General features: G+C 69.9%; 14 protein-coding genes. 8 read left to right on the top strand and 6 right to left on the bottom strand.

What is annotated here, in order from left to right; translation table 11 throughout:
• The first annotated feature begins 71 nt into the window (after nucleotides 1-71).
• Complete coding sequence (locus HUA74_RS20635; protein WP_174455864.1) at nucleotides 72-995, top strand: diacylglycerol kinase family protein; 924 nt, start codon at nucleotides 72-74, stop codon at nucleotides 993-995.
• A gap of 181 nt (nucleotides 996-1176) precedes the next feature.
• A complete protein-coding gene (locus HUA74_RS20630; RefSeq protein ID WP_254624107.1) occupies nucleotides 1177-2325 on the top strand; it encodes a right-handed parallel beta-helix repeat-containing protein in 1149 nt (382 codons plus the stop codon).
• 92 nt (nucleotides 2326-2417) lie between these two features.
• Here the strand turns inward: HUA74_RS20630 and HUA74_RS20625 are convergent, their stop codons facing one another.
• The gene (locus HUA74_RS20625; protein ID WP_174455863.1) at nucleotides 2418-3158 is read right to left on the bottom strand and encodes a DUF2306 domain-containing protein; all 741 of its coding nucleotides are present in this window, start codon (nucleotides 3156-3158) and stop codon (nucleotides 2418-2420) included.
• A gap of 192 nt (nucleotides 3159-3350) precedes the next feature.
• Between HUA74_RS20625 and HUA74_RS20620 the strand changes: the two genes are divergently transcribed.
• From HUA74_RS20620 to HUA74_RS20600, 5 genes are all read left to right on the top strand, one after another.
• Nucleotides 3351-4460 (top strand): sensor histidine kinase, encoded by a 1110-nt coding sequence (locus tag HUA74_RS20620; protein WP_371817276.1) that lies wholly within the window; start codon nucleotides 3351-3353, stop codon nucleotides 4458-4460.
• Nucleotides 4457-5098 carry a response regulator transcription factor gene (locus HUA74_RS20615; protein WP_174455861.1) on the top strand — a complete coding sequence of 214 codons (642 nt, stop codon included), beginning with the start codon at nucleotides 4457-4459 and terminating at the stop codon, nucleotides 5096-5098. Before HUA74_RS20620 ends, HUA74_RS20615 begins: the two co-directional genes overlap by 4 nt.
• Nucleotides 5099-5225: 127 nt before the next feature.
• Nucleotides 5226-6281: a DUF72 domain-containing protein gene (locus tag HUA74_RS20610; protein ID WP_141643248.1), complete on the top strand. Its 1056-nt coding sequence runs from the start codon at nucleotides 5226-5228 to the stop codon at nucleotides 6279-6281.
• A 44-nt stretch (nucleotides 6282-6325) separates the two neighbouring features.
• Nucleotides 6326-6637: a hypothetical protein gene (locus HUA74_RS20605; RefSeq protein WP_141643249.1), complete on the top strand. Its 312-nt coding sequence runs from the start codon at nucleotides 6326-6328 to the stop codon at nucleotides 6635-6637.
• Nucleotides 6558-6929, top strand: coding sequence for a Smr/MutS family protein (locus tag HUA74_RS20600; RefSeq protein ID WP_174455860.1), 372 nt, complete (start codon nucleotides 6558-6560; stop codon nucleotides 6927-6929). Before HUA74_RS20605 ends, HUA74_RS20600 begins: the two co-directional genes overlap by 80 nt.
• Here the strand turns inward: HUA74_RS20600 and HUA74_RS20595 are convergent.
• The 4 genes from HUA74_RS20595 to HUA74_RS20580 form a co-directional block, all read right to left on the bottom strand.
• Complete coding sequence (locus tag HUA74_RS20595; RefSeq protein ID WP_141643251.1) at nucleotides 6911-9673, bottom strand: SNF2-related protein; 2763 nt, start codon at nucleotides 9671-9673, stop codon at nucleotides 6911-6913. The two genes, HUA74_RS20600 and HUA74_RS20595, sit on opposite strands and share 19 nt — an antisense overlap.
• Before the next feature lie 201 nt (nucleotides 9674-9874).
• On the bottom strand, nucleotides 9875-11221 hold the full coding sequence (locus tag HUA74_RS20590) for a DUF58 domain-containing protein (protein WP_141643252.1): 1347 nt from the start codon (nucleotides 11219-11221) through the stop codon (nucleotides 9875-9877).
• Entirely contained in the window at nucleotides 11218-12153 is a 936-nt protein-coding gene (locus tag HUA74_RS20585; protein WP_174455859.1) for a MoxR family ATPase, read from the bottom strand. Before HUA74_RS20585 ends, HUA74_RS20590 begins: the two co-directional genes overlap by 4 nt.
• Before the next feature lie 68 nt (nucleotides 12154-12221).
• Nucleotides 12222-12869 (bottom strand): hypothetical protein, encoded by a 648-nt coding sequence (locus tag HUA74_RS20580; protein ID WP_254625144.1) that lies wholly within the window; start codon nucleotides 12867-12869, stop codon nucleotides 12222-12224.
• Nucleotides 12870-13309: 440 nt separating this feature from the next.
• Here HUA74_RS20580 and HUA74_RS20575 point away from each other — a divergent pair, with 440 nt between their 5' ends.
• Nucleotides 13310-15379: a peptidylprolyl isomerase gene (locus tag HUA74_RS20575; protein WP_371817275.1), complete on the top strand. Its 2070-nt coding sequence runs from the start codon at nucleotides 13310-13312 to the stop codon at nucleotides 15377-15379.
• Between the two features lie 7 nt (nucleotides 15380-15386).
• On the opposite strand, the gene HUA74_RS20570 is transcribed toward HUA74_RS20575, so the two are convergent.
• On the bottom strand, nucleotides 15387-16502 hold the full coding sequence (locus HUA74_RS20570; RefSeq protein WP_141643256.1) for an HD domain-containing phosphohydrolase: 1116 nt from the start codon (nucleotides 16500-16502) through the stop codon (nucleotides 15387-15389).
• Nucleotides 16503-16699 lie beyond the last annotated feature (197 nt).

The raw sequence follows: 16699 nt of genomic DNA, 5'->3' as shown, positions 1-16699 counted from the left end.
GGTGCGTCGCGGAGTGGAGTACCGAGCCACAACCGCGTAAACAGGGGCGTTACAGGGAGGGGTAGGTGCCGATGAAGACGTTCCTCGTGGTCAATCCGCGCAGCGCCAATGGCCAGACCGGGAAGCGCTGGGTGGAGATTGCCGCGCAGGTGGGAAAGGTGCTTGGCGAGTTCGGGCACGGTTTCACCCAGGGCGGGATGGATGCCGCGCGCATCGCCCGCGAGGCGATTGACCAGGGCTACGATTGCATCGTCGCGGTCGGCGGCGACGGCACGCTGAACGAAGTCACCAACGGCTTCTTCCGCGACGGCAAGGCCATCAATCCCAACGCCGCCCTCGGCCTCATCCCGCGAGGCACCGGTGGCGACTTCCGCCGCACCTTCGGCTGGGGGCTGGACCTGGAGTCCTCCCTGGAGCGGCTCCGCTCGGACACGACCGAGCCCTTCGACGTGGGCCGCCTCGACTTCATCGACAACGACGGCAACCCCGCGACGCGCTACTTCGCCAACATCGCCTCGCTCGGCGTGAGCGCGGTGGTGGCTCGTGAGGTCAACAGTGGCAGCAAGGCGCTCGGTGGCAACTTCAGCTTCGTCTGGGGCACGCTGAAGGGCCTCGTGAAGTACACCGAGCGCAAGGTCCAGCTGTCGACCGATGGTGGGCCCCCGGAGACGCTCGATGTCACCGCCGTGGCGGTGGCCAACGGCCGCTACTTCGGCAGCGGCATGTTCGTCGCCCCCGAGGCCGTCACGCACGATGGGCTGTTCGACATCACCATCTGGTCCGGTTACGGCCTGAGCGACTTCCTCCTCAAGTCCAAGGGCGTCTACAACGGCTCGCACGTCACCTGGAAAGGCACGCGTCGCCTGCGCTGCCAGACGGTTCACGCGGAGTCCGTGGATGGCCAGGAGGTCTACCTGGACGTCGACGGAGAAACGCCGGGTCGACTGCCCGCGACCTTCACGCTCCTGCCCGCCGCCATCCGCATCAAGGTGTAGCGGGTCTGCGGCTCCAGCGGTCCTGCTGCTTTTCAGGCCCGTGAAAGTCGCGCCCAAACCGTGCCGGTGAAGTGGAAGTTTGTGCGGGCGCTGTGTCTCGCGACGGTGATGCGTGTCGATTCTCGCGCGCATCCCTCGACTGGAGCGTGCGCCGCCGCGTGGCTGCGTTTATCCGGCGAGCATGCACAAACCCACCCTGTCCACACCCCTGGCTCGTGGTTCCCTGTCGTCGCGGCTGTTGCCCTCGCTCGCGGCGCTCCTGCTGCTCCCGCTCCCCGCACTCGCGGCGCAAGTGCCTGTCGCCTGCAACAACACCGTCACCGATGACGAGACGCTGAACGCCGCCGTCGCCGCCAGCGCGGTGGGGGACGAGTTGGTCATCTCCGGGCCCTGCCTCATCAACTCGACGGTGCGTCTGCGCGGCCAGCGCGCGTATCGGGGAGGCGAGCCCTCGGGCACCGTCATCCGTCAGGCGAACGGCGCCAACCTCGCGGCGCTGCTGGCCAGCGACACATGGCTGGATGTGGCGACCTTCACGGGCGACCCGGTCAGCGTGAAGAACCTCACGCTGGAGGGGAACCCGACCAACAACACCGGCCGTGCCACGGACGGCATCGTGCTGATGTCGTGGAACTCCACCGTGGAGAACACCCGCATCAACAACATGCGCGGCTCGGGCATCCGCCTCACGAACACCAACAGCGCGGGGACGCCCATCGTCAACACGCAGGTGAACGGGCGCATCGTCCACAACTTCATCAGCGACTCGGGTGTCCACGGCGTTCACGTCCAGGACTCGGGCAACTCCGTGACGGACTGGGACCTCATCGACAACTGGATAGCCGACTCGGGTGTCAGCGCCATCCGCCTGGAGAACTCGGCGGGCTGGAAGGTGCGCGGCAATCACCTCTACGGCGTGGGCCAGACGGCCATCGTCGCGCAGCGGCTGTTCGGCACCACCATCTCCGACAACTACATCGAGGGCTTCGGAGAGGGCACCACCGCTGGCACCTGGGCGGGCATCGGCGCCACCGTGCAGGGTGATGCGGCGTCGGTCATCTCCGACAACAAGATCTTCAACTTCGGAGGCGAGCCCAACACCGCCTCGCGCTACCACTACCTTTCCATCAGCCAGGTCAACTACGGCACGGGCTTCGTCTCCGTGACGGGCAACGCCATCCGGGGCATCGGCAGCACGCGCAGCACCGGACTGAACTACGAGAAGGGCGGGGGCACCGCGCTGACCGTCACGTCCACAGGGAACCTGGTGACGGGCGTCACCACGGCGCGGAACGTGGGCACGGGCGTCACCGTCACCACGGGACAGTAGTCGCCCCTGGGGTTCGCCTCGGTCCTCGTGGCCGAGGCGGCCTCCCTGGTGTCTCGGTGCATGTCTCGAACGAGTGGCCTCAGGGGCAACGGTCAGGACTCGGAAGCCGCGCGCGAGTGCTGTGCATGGGCAGGAGGCGGGGCGCGGTCGGGACGCGGGCTCTTGCTCTTGGCCGCGAACTTCCCCTGGTAGTAGCGCTCCCACAGCTTGAGTCCCGGAACGCCCACCAGCGTGGGGCCGAGGAACACGGCGAGCTGCATGCCCTCGATACCCAGGTGCCTCGCATTGACGACCAGCACGGCCGTCAACGTGGCGATGCCCGAGCCCACCATGGCGCCCATGTGCTGGAACCACCAGTGCATCCGCTCCTGGGGCGGGCGGAGCCAGTACCTCAGCGATGCCGCGCCCTGGAGGATTCCCACGGGCGCGAAGCCCCACAGGAGTGGAACGTCATTCACGAGGCCCCACGCTCCGGTGAACAGGCCCAGCCCCAGCGTCAGCGCGGAGAGGCCCAGGTCGAAGGGGTGACGATGCGCCGTCGTGCGAGACTTCGTGCGCAGCACGCGTACTCCCATGGACGCGGAGCTTCCGCTCATCACGCTCAGGAACATGAAGAACAACGCATGGGCCTGATGCTCCGGCCCCTGCAGGAATCTCCAACTGGAGATGATCAACCCGGTGATGGCCACGACGCCCATCGCAACCACGTAGACCCAGCCCACGCGCCGGTGGAGTGAGCCTCCCTTGCGCGCCACCAGGGGCAGCCACAGCGAGGTGAAGCCGACGACACCCGCCATGATGTGAATCGCGCGAGCGAGATAATAGAAAGACATGCAGGACTCCGACGTGTTGCGAGACGGAGGCCAAGGTACGCAAGCGCTCCAGGGCCCACATCGGCTGGAAGTCACACGGGGGCACCATGACTTCCGGCATATGTCCCGCCGCCGAGGCGGGTCCTATGCTCCGCGCCCATGGCCTTGAAGCACGCCGCACGAAAGCCCGCATCGATCCGAAGACTGCTGCGCGTGGCGGGGTTGCTCACGTGGGCTGTTGTCGGCTCTCCCCATGCGGAGGACGTGCTGCGCGAGCCCTCGCTGCTCTCCACTCCGCGCGAGCTGGCGTGGTTGGTGGCCTTTCTCGCGTTCGGCCTGGCCTATTGGTGGAATGCACGGGCCGAGGTCGAGGACCGGCGCGGGATTCCGCTGATGGGAGTGCAGGCCGTCAGCGCGCTCGTCATCGTGGCCACCAGTCGCACGGGTGTGGACGGTGCGCTGCTCGCCATCGTCGCGGCCCAGGCGCCCGAGCTGCTGCCCCAGCGGCGCGCGATGCTCTGGGTCCTCGCGCAGTCGGTGGCCCTGCTGCTCGTCTTCGTCTCCATCTACCCGCTGTCGCGCGCGCTGCTCCAGGCGCTCATCTTCATCGGCTTCCAGGGCTTCACGTTGGGTTCGGCCGTCGTCATGGTTCGCGAGGCCGAAGCGCGAGGCGAGCTGGCCCGCCTCCACGCGGAGCTCCAGTCCACCCAGGTGCTGCTCGCCGCCAGCGAGCGGGAAGGGGAGCGGCTGCGCATCGCCCGGGAGCTGCACGACTCCCTGGGCCATCACCTCACCGCCCTGTCCCTCAACCTGGAAGCCGCCGCGCACACCGCGAAGGACACGCCCTCCGCCGAGCACCTGCGTCGCGCACGCGAGGCCGCCCGCATGCTGCTGTCCGAGGTGCGCGAGACGGTGTCGGCGTTGCGTGACACCCCCGCGCCGTTGCTTGCGACGCTGCGTCAGCTCGCCCACCACATGCCCGGGCTCGCGGTCCACCTCGAGGTCCCAGAGACGCTGGCCCTCGATTCGGCCGAGGCGACGCACTCGCTCATTCGCTGCGTCCAGGAGGTCCTCACGAACACGCTGCGCCACGCCCACGCGACGCAGCTCTGGATTCGCATCGTCCCGACGGAGGAAGGCGGCGTGCGGGTCATGACCCGAGACGACGGCCGGGGCGCGCGGTCGCCGATGCCTGGCGCGGGCCTCACCGGCATGAGAGAGCGCTTCACCCGCCTGGGAGGCCGCGTGGACTGGCGCGCGGAAGAAGGGAAGGGCTGGGAGTTGGATGCGTGGCTTCCGGCCGCGAGGAGGGCCGACGCGTGATTCGAATCGTCCTGGTGGATGACCATGCGTTGGTGCGACAGGGGCTTCGCGGCCTGCTGGACCTCACGCCCGACCTGCGCGTGGTGGGCGAGGCGGTGGATGGCGAGGAGGCGCTGCGCAAGGTGGCGGAGCTGAATCCCGATGTCGTCCTCATGGACGTGCGCATGCCGCGCATGACGGGCCTGGAAGCGCTGCGGGAGCTGCGGCGCGGGCCCGTGCATCGGCGCGTGGTGCTGCTCACCACCTTCGACGAGGACGCCGCCATCGTCGAGGCGTTGCGCGCGGGCGTGCAGGGCTTCCTCCTCAAGGACGTGTCGCTGGAGGAGCTGGCCGACGCCATCCGTCGCGTCCACGCGGGCGAGACGCTGCTGCCCCCCGGTGTCGCCGAGCGCGTGACCCGGGGGCTCCTGGAGCTGTCCCGGGACTTCGCGCACGCGGAGCTTCCCGAGGGGCTCACGCGGCGGGAAGTCGAGGTGCTGCGGCTCATCGCCCGGGGACTGAGCAACCGGGAGATTGCCCACGCGCTCGGGACGGCGGAGGGCACGGTGAAGAACCAGACCTCCAGCATCCTGTCGAAGCTCGGTGTCCGGGACAGGACTCGAGCGGTGCTCCGGGGCATGGAGCTTGGCTGCCTGTAGTTCGGACATCCCTCTTGGGTAGGCCCCGGGTTCTGAGGCAACCTCCTGAATCATGTGGCGCCCGGCGTTATCCCTGCCGGACGCGCGGCACCGTGCTTCGGTGTCCGCAGGACGCAGGAGATGCCCGATGGCCCAGCAGCGTGGACCCTCCCAGCTCGACCTCTTCACGGGCGCGCCCGTGGAGGCGCCCACCCGGAGCCGGAGCAGGACCCAGCCGGTAGCTCCCGCGCCCGTGGAGGAGTCCCTCGCGTCCCTCGGTCGCGAGCTGCCCACGGGCATCTACCTGGGCACCTCGTCGTGGACGTTCCCCGGTTGGTCCGGCCTCGTCTATGACCACGAGGCCGCCGCGTCGCAGCTCGCGCGCGAGGGACTGTCCGCGTACTCGCGCCACCCCGTGCTGCGCACCGTGGGCATCGACCGGACGTTCTACGGCCCCATCAACGCCGAGGCCTTCGCCGAGTACGCGGAGCAGGTGCCCGCGGACTTCCGCTTCTTGGTGAAGGCACACGAGGTCTGCACGCTGGCGCGCTTTCCCATGCACGAGCGCTACGGCGCGCATCGAGGCCAGCTCAACGAGCGCTTCCTTCACGCCGCCTACGCGGAGGAGGCCGTGGTGCGGCCCTTCGTGGAGGGCCTGGGCGACAAGGGCGGCCCGCTCGTCTTCCAGTTCCCTCCGCAGGACCCACAGGTGCTGGGCGGCCCCGCGCGCTTCGTGGAGCGACTGCACGCGTTCCTCTCCGCGCTCCCCAAGGGCCCGCTGTACGCGGTGGAGGTGCGCAACGAGGAGCTGCTGACGGAGGGCTTCGCGCAGGCGCTGGCGGACGTGGGCGCCTGTCCCGTCCTCGCGGTGTGGGCCCACATGCCCTCCATGGGCATCCAGGCCAGGCGCACCCGGGCGCTGGAGGCGCGAGCCCTCGTGGTGCGGTGGATGCTGCCGCCGAACCTCGGCTACGAGGAGGCACGTGCTCGCTATGCGCCGTTCAACCGGCTGGTGGACGAGGACGTGCCCACCCGGGATTTGCTGGCGCGAGCGTGCCTGGCCGCCCAGCGCCGCGAGCGCCCCGTCTTCGTCACCATCAACAACAAAGCCGAGGGAAGCGCGCCTCTGTCCGCCATCAAACTGGCGGAACGTATCGTCACGAGCAGGACGACGGAGGGGAGCCAGCGGAGCGTCGCGTCATGAACGAGACTTGCCACCGTGCACAACACTTGCTTACTTGAGGGGGCATGAAGTCCGTCCTGGTCGCCGCACTGGTGGTTCAAATGACGACAGCCGGAGGCGCGGGTGCGCGCGAGGAGCGTGCGAACGCGCGCGACACGGCGGCGGCGGACGATGTGGGCAAGCACCTCTCCGCGCTGAAGCAGGAGCTGGACTCGGTGTCGGAGCAGTACCGGCAGGCCCGAGAGCGGCGGCGTCAGGAGTCAGAGCGCAAGAAGCGCGAGTCGGGGGAATGGACGAATGAGCCCGCGACGTCTCCCCCCTCTCCCAGCAGGCGAGCCATCGCTCCCGCCGGAGGGGCCGGAACCCCCGCCCGCTGACGATGAGGTCTTCGAGTTGCCCATCGACGGCAACCTCGACCTGCACTTCTTCCATCCTCGCGAGGTGAAGCCCCTCGTCATCGAGTACCTCTGGGCGTGTCGCCAGAAGGGGTTGCTCGATGTGCGCGTCATCCACGGCAAGGGCACGGGCGCGCTGCGGCGCACGGTGCACGCGCTGCTGCCCAAGCTGGAGGAGGTGGAGTCCTTCCGCCCCGCCTCCGAGTTCGACGGAGGCTGGGGTGCGACGTGGGTGCGGCTCAAGCCGCTCCCGCCTCAGGACAGCCAGAAGTAGGCGGAGGCGATGAGCGAGCGCTTCTCGTTCACCTTGGCCTTGTTGGCGAGCTCCGCGAGCTGCCGGTCCTTGGCGGCGTAGCGCTTCTCCTCCTCGTTGCGCAGCGAGGACAGCTTGCGGCGGTACTCGCGCTCCATCCGGTCCGAGTTCGCCCGCGCCTTCGCGCGCTCCGCGATGTCTTCCACGGACGCCACCTGCTTGCGTGCGTCGATCCACTGCTGCCGGGCCGCCTCGACGCCCTCACGGGACTCCATCAGGCAGTCCTCGACGTAGCGGTCCGCGCGCTCCTTGGCCTTGTCCAGCTCCAGGGCGTTGCGGCGCTCGGCGGCGCGGACGATTTCGTCCTTCGCCGTCACCAGCGACTGCTCCTGCATGAGCTGCACGGACACGGGCGCGGGCTGCCGGCGCTTTTCTTCCTTCGCCGCCAGCTTCACGAAGTGCGCGCCATCCTGGAGGGGCAGGGCGCGGAAGTTGCCCTCGCGGTCCTTCACCAGCACCAGGTGGACGAGCTTCTCCTCGGGCTTGAGGCCCGTCGTCTCGAACTTGTACGCGAACCACCAGCCCTCGCTGCCAGCCAGTCGCGCCAGCCGAGAGGGCAGGCCCGCGGCGTCGAGCTGGAGGTAGCTGACGGCGTCCTGCTTGCGCTCCTTGACGGCGTAGGCGGCCTTGGCGATCTCCAGCCGTCCCGAGGTGCGGCTGCCAAGCACCGAGCTGGTGAGGGCGCGCGCCTCCTGCTGCCGCTTCGCGAGGGCCTCCTTCGTCTGCTCACCCTGGCCGCGCAGGCGGCGGCGGACATCGCCGTCGAAGCGCTCCAGCACCACCGAGCGCATCTCCGTCATGCGCTGGCTGATGCGCCCTTCCATCTCCGAGCGCAGCTTGTCGAAGGCCGCGTTGATGTCCTCCACCTTGCGGCAGCCCTGGTAGATGTCGAGCACGCGGCGCTCGAAGTCCACGCCGCTCTCCAGTGCGCCCAGGATTTCGTCCGACGCGCCGAAGACGCCGTCGAAGAGGTTGAGCTTCTTCTCCAGCAGCTCGAACAGTCGCGCGTCCGCCGCGTTCATCCGGTTGAGGAAGTTGATGACCAGCACGTCGCGCTGCTGGCCATACCGGTGGCAGCGGCCAATGCGCTGCTCCACGCGCTGCGGGTTCCAGGGCAAATCGTAGTTCACCACCAGGTTGCAGAACTGGAGGTTGAGGCCCTCGGCGCCGGCCTCGGTGCAGATGAGGATCTGCGTCTTGTTGCGGAAGTCGTCCACCAGCGCGCGCCGGTCTTCCGGCGTCCCCGCGTCACCGGACAGCAGCGAAATCTTCCCCCGGTACCCGTGCTCCGACAGGAGGTTGAAGAGGTACTGCTGCGTGCGCTTGGACTCGGTGAAGATGAGCGCCTTCTCCGGCCAGCCGTGCGCGCGCATCACCGTGAAGGTGCGGTCCAGGCCCCGCTTGAGGGCCTCGCCCTTGGCGTTGACCTTGATGGAGTCCGCCAGGTCCGCGTACTGCCGAAGCTCCCAGACCTCCTGCTCCAGCGCGCGCACGTTGGGCGCCTTGGCCGGGTCGTCGGACCACTCCTCGCCCTCCTCGACGAACTGCTTGGCCTCCTCGGGCTCGAACATCGCGAGCGCCTGCTGGCCCAGCTTCGCCGCCGCGAGTCGCTTCTCCAGGTTGTCCGAAAGCCGCCGCAGCGTCGGGGCGATGGCGTACGTGGAGGACGCCAGGAGCTTGCGGTAGCACAGCGTCAGCAGCGTCTTCTTGCCGGGTTCAATCGCCGCGGCCTCCGAGCGCTGGAGGTACTCGCTGACCTTCTCGTAGAGGTCATGCTCCTCGGGCGAGGGCGTGAAGTCCTCCACGATGGAGCGGCGGTTGGTGTAGCGCACGTACTCGCGCACCTGCCGGCGCAGCGTGCGTTGCACCACGGGGGCCAGCCGCTCCTTCAGCTCGCCCGCGGCGGCCTCGGACATGCCGCCGCCCTCGTCCACGCGGTAGCGGCTGCGGAAGGCGTGCTCGGGGCCCAGAATCTGCTCGTCCAGCAGCGACATCAGGCCGAACAGCTCCATCAAGTCGTTCTGGAGCGGGGTGGCGGTGAGCAGCAGCTTGGGCTTGCCGCCCAGGGACGCCTTGAGCGCCTGGCCCATCTTGTTGTTGGCGCGGTGCGCGTTGCGCAGGCGGTGGGCTTCGTCGATGACGACGAGGTCCCACGCGATTTCCGACGTCAGGTGCGCCTTGTTGGCCGCGAACGGGTGCGAGCAGATGACGGGGAAGGGCTGGTCGAAGCAGTTACCGGTGGCGCGCACGGTGCGGCCGTCCACGAGCACGCTGTCCAGGTCGAACTTCTCTCGCAGCTCGCTGTTCCACTGCGCGCGCAGCGTGGCCGGCGCGAGGATGAGGATGCGCGTCTTCCCCTCGGCCATGAGCTGGGCGATGACGAGCCCCGCTTCAATGGTCTTCCCCAGGCCCACCTCGTCGCCCAGCATGCAGCCGCCGCGCGAAAGCGAGTCGAGCGCGAACATGGCGCCTTCGACCTGATGCGGGTTGAGGTCGACCTTCGCCTCGGACAGGGCTCCCGCCAACCGTTGTTGCGTATCACCACTGCGCGCCAGCAGCTCTTCCGCCAGCAGGCGCTCGTGGAAGGGGGTCAGCGTCGTCCGGGCGGGCGGCTCCGTGGCCTCCGCGCGGGCGGCGATGGCCGCCGCGTCTGCCTCCACCTCCAACCTCAAACCCCTTGCGACCTCCGCCAAGACTGTCTCCATCCGTGTTGTTTCGGGGCGCCCACCGACACAGCGGGCGAGAGAGACGGGCCATTTTGTTGACGGAGGCTCCGCTGTAAAGGGGGTCGTCTCCGAGGCCGAATTCTAGGCCTCCGCGCGATTGGCATGCTTCTTCGCGAGCGACGCGCGCGTACTCGATAAATGAGTGTCGCGCGAACTTTCCGCTGGACATCTTCGCGAGGCCTACAACAGGCCGCGAGACTTGACGTCCAGGTACACGTTGAGCGCGGCCGCGCCGAAACCCTGGGCCGGTGCGCGGACCACGAGGGCCCCCGCGTCGCGCAGGGTGCTGGCGGTGCGGCGGAACTCCGACTCCAGCCGCGTGGCGGCCTGTCGCGAGTACGCGTCCTGGGCTTCCACGGGCACGTCGGTGGCCGCGTCGCGCACGTCCTCGTCCAGCAGCGAGGCGACGACGGGGAGGTGTCGGGGGCGCAAGGCCAGCGTGCGGGTGAGCAGCCCCGCGGACGCGTCCGGGTCCACCAGGTCCGTGAAGAGGACGACGAGGGTGCGCCGCGTCTGCCGGGCGAACGCGAAGTCGTACGCGCGCCCGTAGTCGCTCTCTTCCAGCGCGGCCTCGGCGCGGTAGAGCGACTCGGTGATGAGGCGCAGGTGCTCGTGGCCCTTGCGCGGTGGGAGGAAGGTGAGCACGTCGCTGGCGAAGGCCATGACGCCCACCACGTCGCCCGCGTCCAGGCCCACCCGCGCCAGTCGGAGCGCCGCGTCCACCGCGTGGTCCAGCTTGCGCCGGCCGTGCACCTTGCCCGCCATGTGCCGCCCGCAGTCGAGCAAGAGCAGCATGGGCTGGTGCCGCTCCGGCTGCCACGTGCGCACCAGGGTGTTGGCGTGGCGCGCGGACGCCTTCCAGTCGATGTGCCGGTAGTCGTCGCCGGGGCGGTACTCGCGCAGGGATTCGAACTCGCGCCCCTCGGCCGAGCGGCGGCGCAGGGTCCGTTCCGAGGGCGCGTCCGAGGAGCGGGCCAGGGCGAGGGCCTCGCTCGAGAGCGCGGTGAGGTCCGGATAGATTTTCACCGTCCGCGTCGCGGGCAGCCGCACCTGTCGGGCGCACAGCCCCAGCGGGCCGAGCAGCCGCAGGTGGAGGTCTCCGAAGCGCGCATCCCCTCGGGAAGGAGGGGTGACGAAGTACGTCAGCCGTGAGCGCGCGTGTGGCGTGGCGCTCCGGGCTGGCACCTGGAGGGACTGGCGGTGGCCGGTGCTGGCGACGACGTCGGGAGGCTCATCGCGGACCTCCAGGCGCAGCGGTGTAGTGCCCGCGTCGAGTCGCTCGAAGTCGAGGTGCACGGCGTTGCGAGTGCCCGAGGAGAGGATGGGCTCCACCTCGCGTGACACCTTCACGTCGTCGCCGCGGGGCGCGCGGAGGAAGTCCACGGTGCACAGCGCGAGCACTGCCACGTCCAGGGCCAGCGCCAGCCAGCCGAACACGGGGCTGGCCACCGTCAGCGCGGCCGGGACGAGCCCCACCGCGAGCAGTGCGACAGCGAGGCCGGTGGGGACGGGACGGCCCAGGCTCACCGAGGGACCCGGACCCGCTCGAGTGTCTGCTTCAACACGTCGTCCGCGGTGACGCCTTCCACCTCGGCCTCGGCCTTGAGGAGCAGGCGGTGGTTGAGCACGCTGCCCGCCGCGCCCTTCACGTCGTCGGGGGTGACGAAGTCATTGCCCATCAGCGCCGCGCGGGCCTTGGACGCGGCGAGGAGCGCCTGTGCGGCGCGGGGGCTCGCTCCCAGGCGCACGCGGGGATTCGCGCGCGTGTCCCGCACCACGGCGACCACGTACTGGAGGATGGACTCGTCGCAGGTGACGCGGGCCGCGCGGGCCTGCAGTTCCGCGAGCGTGGGCGCGTCCAGCACGCGGTCCACGGAGGGCGGCCGTCCCTCGCGCTGGTGGAAGGCGCGCAGCATGGTCGTCTCGGAGTCGGAGTCCGGATAGCCCACGCGAATGCGCATCAGGAAGCGGTCGAGCTGGGCCTCGGGAAGAGGATAGGTGCCCTCCAGCTCCAGCGGGTTCTGCGTGGCGACGACGAAGAAGTGGGGCGGCAGTGGATGGGTGACGCCGTCGATGGTGACCTGGCGTTCCTCCATGGCCTCCAGCAGCGCGGCCTGGGCCTTGGGCGGGGTGCGGTTGATTTCGTCCGCGACGAGCACCTCCGTGAAGATGGGGCCCTTCACCAGGCGGAAGGCGTTGTCCTGCGGCTGGAAGATGTTGGTGCCGAGGATGTCCGCCGGCATCAGGTCCGGCGTGAACTGGATGCGGGTGAAGAGCAGCCCCAGCGCTCCGGCCATGCTGCGCGCGGTGAGCGTCTTCGCCACGCCGGGCACGCCCTCCAGCAGGACGTGGCCTCGCGCCAGGAAGGCGGTCACCAGGTCGGCGAGCACGCGAGGCTGGCCGAAGACGGTGCCGGCGAGCGCGGCGGTGAGGCGGGCGAGGGGAGTGGCGTCGGACATGGTGGCGGGGAACGGTAGACCGCCGTCGAGTCGCGCGGCACCACTTTCGTGGCGCGCGCGCCGTGTCGTCAGTCGTTCTTGCTCTTGAGTCCGAGGAACGCGCCGATGAGCGCGGCCACCGAGCCCAAGAGGCCAATGAAGACGCCGAAGCTGGGCGAAGAGTTCATCATCTCCGCGTTGCCGATGGGCGTGGGCACGAGCGTCGTGTCCGAGGACACCTTGATGAAGACGATGCACCAGATGAGGCACAGGAACGTGGTGAACAGCTGCGCCATCCACGGCACCACGGGATTGAGGTTGGGGAACGCGCTGCGCACCCGGACGCCGATGGCCACCATCACCATCAGCGCGAGCAGGAACGCGCCGAAGCCCGTGCTCATCAGCCCCAGGGCGTCACCGTCCGCCGCCGTCTCCTTCCACGGCGTGAAGCACGAGAGGACGACCAGCCCGGCGCCATAGAAGGCGATCTTGTCGCCGGCGCCCATCGCGCCCATCAAATCCCTGGCGTCCTGCATCAGCTCGTCGGGGTCGACGATGGCGCTGCCGTTGTTCTCGTCGTCGTCCCGGCCCCCTCTCGCCCACGGGTCCGCTCCAGACGAGGCCGGCGCGGGTGCGGGGGCAGGGGCGGCGCGTCGCGGAGCCGTGTTCGGCGCGGCGCTCTTCGCGGGCGCGGGACGGCTGGGACGCTGAGGTGCACCGCGAGCGATGTCCTGCACGCTCTTGACGTTGGTGGCGTCCCCGCTGGCCGGCGCCGGGGGCCTGGCACCGGACTTGGCCGGTCGGGGCCTGGCGGGCGCGGGCTTCGGGGCGGGGCGAGGGTCTTCACTCGCGCCCGTGGATTCCTCGTCGTTGTCGGAAGGCGGCTCCGCGGAGAGGAACGAGGTGTCGATGATGTAATCGCAAACAGAACAGATGGATGCGTTCGCGGCTACCTTCGAGCCGCAGCCAGGGCAGTTCAGGACCAGCGCTCCTGCTGAGAGATGCGAACACCCATCTTCGGAGCCCGGGACCGGGTGTGTCAAACGGCATGCGGCCTAACCCCTGGATTTTCGCGGGGAATTGGCCTAGGCCCCAGCGCATGAGCCGCCCGAGCCCCGTCCGACTCCCAAGCGTCTGTCTGGCCCTCCTCGTCCTCGTCTCCGGGTGTGTCCGCTCCGTGCCGGGCCCTGATGTGGACCCGCCCGACGCGGAGGTGATGGCTCGAATCCGGGATTGGGAAGACCGGCGCTCACTGGGCGACGGACAGCTGGTGGCGCTCGTCACGGGCGCTCCGGATCCTCGCGTGCGGGCGCGGGCCCTGCGCGCGTTGGCCCGCATCCAGGATGTGGCCACGCTGGGCGCCGTCGTCGCCGGACTGAAGGACTCCGAAGCCCTGGTGCGAGGTGAGGCTGCCTTCGCGGTGGGCGAGCTGGCGCTCTCCTGGGAGCCGCTCACGGAGGCCGAGCGGGCGAGCCTGGCGACGCCGTTGCTGGTGGCCGAGGCGGAGGAGCGCGACGCGGCGGTGCGTGCCGCCCAGCTCGATTCGCTGGGGCGTCTGGCGACGACGGACACGCTGGCGCGCCTCGTCCAGCGGCTCCAGGGCGACGACGTCGAGACGGCCGGGCGGGCGGCGCTGTCGCTGGGCGTGGCGGCGCGACGTGGAGGTGCCGCGGTGGTGAAGGACGTGCCCCTGGCTCCCGCGCAGGCGTTGATGGCGGCGGGGCGGCCGGTGGCGGCCCGGTATGGCGGCGCGTATCTCCTGGCCACGGCGAAGCGCGCGGAGAGCCTGCCGACGCTGCGCGCGTGTCTGTCGGACGAGGACGCGGACGTGCGCGGCCTGTGTGTGAAGGCCTTCGGCGATGTGGGCGGCCCGGAGGACGCGGTGGTGCTGGGCCGGTTGCTGGACGACACGGTGCCTCGCGTGGCCTCGGAGGCGGCGCGTTCGCTCGCGAAGCTCGCGGCCACGTGTGGTGGGCCGTGCGCGCCGCTGGAGGCCCTGGAGGCCCTGACGCCCCGGGCGAAGCGCGTGGCGCGGGGCATGGAGACGCCGATGCCCACGGGCGCGGCGCCGCGCGTGGAGTCGCTGGCGCGTTCCGCGGACGGTCACCCGCTGCTGGCCCTGGCGCAGCAGGGGCTGCCGGAGTTCGGCGCGCCGTTGCTCGTGTCGCTCCGGCTGGCGCTGGCGGACGCGGAGCGAGGCGCGGCGTCGGAGGTGGCTCGCGCGGACCTGGGCTGGCTCGACTGCCGGCTGGCGGCGGCGTTGGACCGTCAGCGCGGCATGGTGGCGGACACGATGAACTGTGGCTTCGGCCGGGTGTCCGACGAGCGCCGACTGGCCCTGGGCCTGCGTGAGGCCGCGCTCTCCCCGAAGAAGACGCCCGCCGACTTCGCGGTGGGCTACCTGCGCCACCCGTCGGCGCGCGTGCGGCTCACGGCGATGGAGGTCCTCGCGGAGCGCCCGGTGCTCCGGACGGCGACGGCGGTGGGCTCGCTTCTGCGGAGCGAGGACCTGGTGGTGGCGGGCGCCGCGGCCGCGACGCTGGGCAAGCTGAAGGCTCCAGGGGCCCATCCGGACCTGGAGGCGCTGGCCGACCGCGTGCCCTCCGAGCCGGACCTCGCGGACCCCGTGGGCGGTGCGCTCGTCGCGCTCCAGATTCCGGGCACCGAGGCGCGCATGAAGCAGTGGTTGACGCTGCCGCACGCCAACGTGCGCCGCGTGGCCGCCGAGGCCCTCACCCAGCTCACCGGCCAGCCCGTGCGCTCCGAGCGCGTGGAGCTTCCTCCCTACGCCTTCCGCCCGGAGCCCGCGCCCAGGGACGCCGCGCTCGTGTTGCGCACGGACAAGGGCGACATCACCGTGCGGCTCGACGCGGACGAGGCGCCGCTCACCTCCGGCAACCTGTTTGCCCTGGCGCGCAAGGGCTACTTCAACGGCATCACCTTCCACCGCGTGGTGCCGGACTTCGTCGCGCAGGGTGGAGACCCGCGTGGGGACGGGGAGGGCGGCCCGGGCCACTCCATCCGCTGCGAGATGACCCGGCGGCCGTATCTGCGCGGGGTGCTCGGCATGGCGCTGTCAGGCAAGGACACCGGAGGCAGCCAGTTCTTCTTCACGCACGCGCCGCAGCCGCACCTGGATGGCCGCTACACGGCCTTCGGTGAGGTGGTGTCGGGTCTGGACGTGGTGGATGCGCTGCTGGAAGGCGACGTCATCCGCGAGGTCAGCGCGGTGACGCTCACCCCGTGAGGTGGCTTCAGGCGCCGCTGGCGCGCGTCAGCGGTGCCTGGGGGCCCAGCGGGTGGCTTCGCCAGCGCTGGCTCTCTTCTTCCTCCAGCGCCTCCACCTGGTTGCGGATGCGCTGCCACTCCGTCTCCGGGATGCGCAGGAAGGCGTCCGCGAGGTTCGGGTCGAACTGCGTGCCCGAGCAGCGGCGAATCTCGTCCCGGGCCACGCTCATGGGCCGGCCCTTGCGATAGGGGCGGTCCGACGTAATCGCGTCCACGGTGTCGGCGATGCAGAAGATGCGCGCGCCGATGCAGATGTCCTCGCCGGCGAGCTGCTGGGGGTAGCCCTTGCCGTCCCAGCGCTCCTGGTGCTGGAGGACGATGAGCGCCGCCTCGTGCAGGTAGGGCATCTTGCCCATCATCCGGTAGCCGAACTCCGGGTGCTTGCGCATCTCCACCCATTCGTCCGGCGTCAGCGGTCCGGGCTTGAGCAGGATGGAGTCGCGCACGCCAATCTTGCCGATGTCGTGCAGCAGCGCTCCCTGCTCCACCACGTCCAGCGCGGCCCCCGCCAGCCCCACCTCCTCCGCCAGCCGGCGCGAGTAGAGCGCCACGCGACGCGAGTGCCACTGCGTCTCCGTGTCGCGGTAGTCCAGCGCGCTGATGAGACCATCCAGGAGGCCCGTGGTGCGCTCCACCACCCGACGCTCCAGGTCCTGGTTGATGGCGACCAGCTCCGCGTTCTTGTCCGCCACCTCGCGCGTCAGCCGCTCGTTGGCCTCCACCAGCCGGTAGTGCTCCACGGCCTGCCGCACGCTGCTCGTCAGCTCGCTGAGCGACCAGGGCTTGCCGAGCAGCCGGAACACCTCGCCCCGATTGACGGCCTCGGACGCGGTGCGGAAGTCCGCCGCCGCCGTCAGCATCAACCGCACGGCCTTCGGATTCTTCTCCCGGAGCACGCCCAGCAGTTCGATGCCGTTGAGGTACGGCATCATGAAGTCCGTCAGCACGACGCTGAAGCCCACCTCGCGAGCGGCCAGGGCCGGGTCGCTGTAGGTGACGACGTCATAGCCTTCCGTCTGGAGGATCCGGGAGAGCGCGGCGAGGATGAGCACGTCGTCATCCACCACGAGGATGCGGTCCATGTTGGAGGTCTCCGGGAGGTCGCGGGCCTGTCTTTCGTTATACACGCCTTGCCGTGCGCCCAAACAGGGCCCCCCCGCAGGTTTTGCGCCTGCAAGCCCCGGAAATCCTTGGAGGTTCTTCCTTTGTGCAAGAGTGGTAGAACCAAGTCATGCTTGCCTGCTCGCCAAGGTGTGATTTATGGTGCGCGGCAAGGCTG

The sequence above is a fragment of the Myxococcus sp. CA051A genome, from assembly GCF_013336705.1.
Lineage (GTDB): Bacteria > Myxococcota > Myxococcia > Myxococcales > Myxococcaceae > Myxococcus > Myxococcus llanfairpwllgwyngyllgogerychwyrndrobwllllantysiliogogogochensis.
This window is presented reverse-complemented; position numbering and strand designations above follow the sequence as displayed.

Coding starts and splice junctions, on each gene's coding strand:
- HUA74_RS20605 (WP_141643249.1), top strand. CDS start 6,326: ATGAAGTCCGTCCTGGTCGCCGCACTGGTGGTTCAAATGACGACAGCC.
- HUA74_RS20630 (WP_254624107.1), top strand. CDS start 1,177: ATGCACAAACCCACCCTGTCCACACCCCTGGCTCGTGGTTCCCTGTCG.
- HUA74_RS20570 (WP_141643256.1), bottom strand. CDS start 16,502: ATGGACCGCATCCTCGTGGTGGATGACGACGTGCTCATCCTCGCCGCG.
- HUA74_RS20610 (WP_141643248.1), top strand. CDS start 5,226: ATGGCCCAGCAGCGTGGACCCTCCCAGCTCGACCTCTTCACGGGCGCG.
- HUA74_RS20585 (WP_174455859.1), bottom strand. CDS start 12,153: ATGTCCGACGCCACTCCCCTCGCCCGCCTCACCGCCGCGCTCGCCGGC.
- HUA74_RS20595 (WP_141643251.1), bottom strand. CDS start 9,673: ATGGAGACAGTCTTGGCGGAGGTCGCAAGGGGTTTGAGGTTGGAGGTG.
- HUA74_RS20635 (WP_174455864.1), top strand. CDS start 72: ATGAAGACGTTCCTCGTGGTCAATCCGCGCAGCGCCAATGGCCAGACC.
- HUA74_RS20625 (WP_174455863.1), bottom strand. CDS start 3,158: ATGTCTTTCTATTATCTCGCTCGCGCGATTCACATCATGGCGGGTGTC.
- HUA74_RS20600 (WP_174455860.1), top strand. CDS start 6,558: ATGAGCCCGCGACGTCTCCCCCCTCTCCCAGCAGGCGAGCCATCGCTC.